Annotated in this window: 1 protein-coding gene; it reads right to left on the bottom strand. The window is 58.7% G+C overall.

Annotated features, from left to right (window positions below; translation table 11 throughout):
- Window positions 1–206: immunoglobulin-like domain-containing protein (locus HU765_RS26725; protein ID WP_186624111.1), on the bottom strand; the 206-nt coding region annotated here is incomplete at both ends.

Here is a 206-nt window from a genome sequence, read left to right on the forward strand (position 1 = left end):
GCGGTGTAAGTGATCTGGCCGCCTTCGACGATGTTGTTGGTCGCGGTCAAGGTCAGGCCGGTGTTATCCACCGAATCGGTAATCGTGGTGACCGCTGGCGTCGGGTTCGGCACCAGGTTTTCGAAATTACCACCGGTGGCACCAGTGATGGTGGTGCTGACGGTGCTGCCATTGTTGTACACGTCATTGGCCGCAGTCGGCACGTT

The sequence above is a fragment of the Pseudomonas sp. SWRI81 genome, assembly GCF_014268545.1.
GTDB classification, from domain to species: Bacteria; Pseudomonadota; Gammaproteobacteria; order Pseudomonadales; family Pseudomonadaceae; genus Aquipseudomonas; species Aquipseudomonas hamedanensis.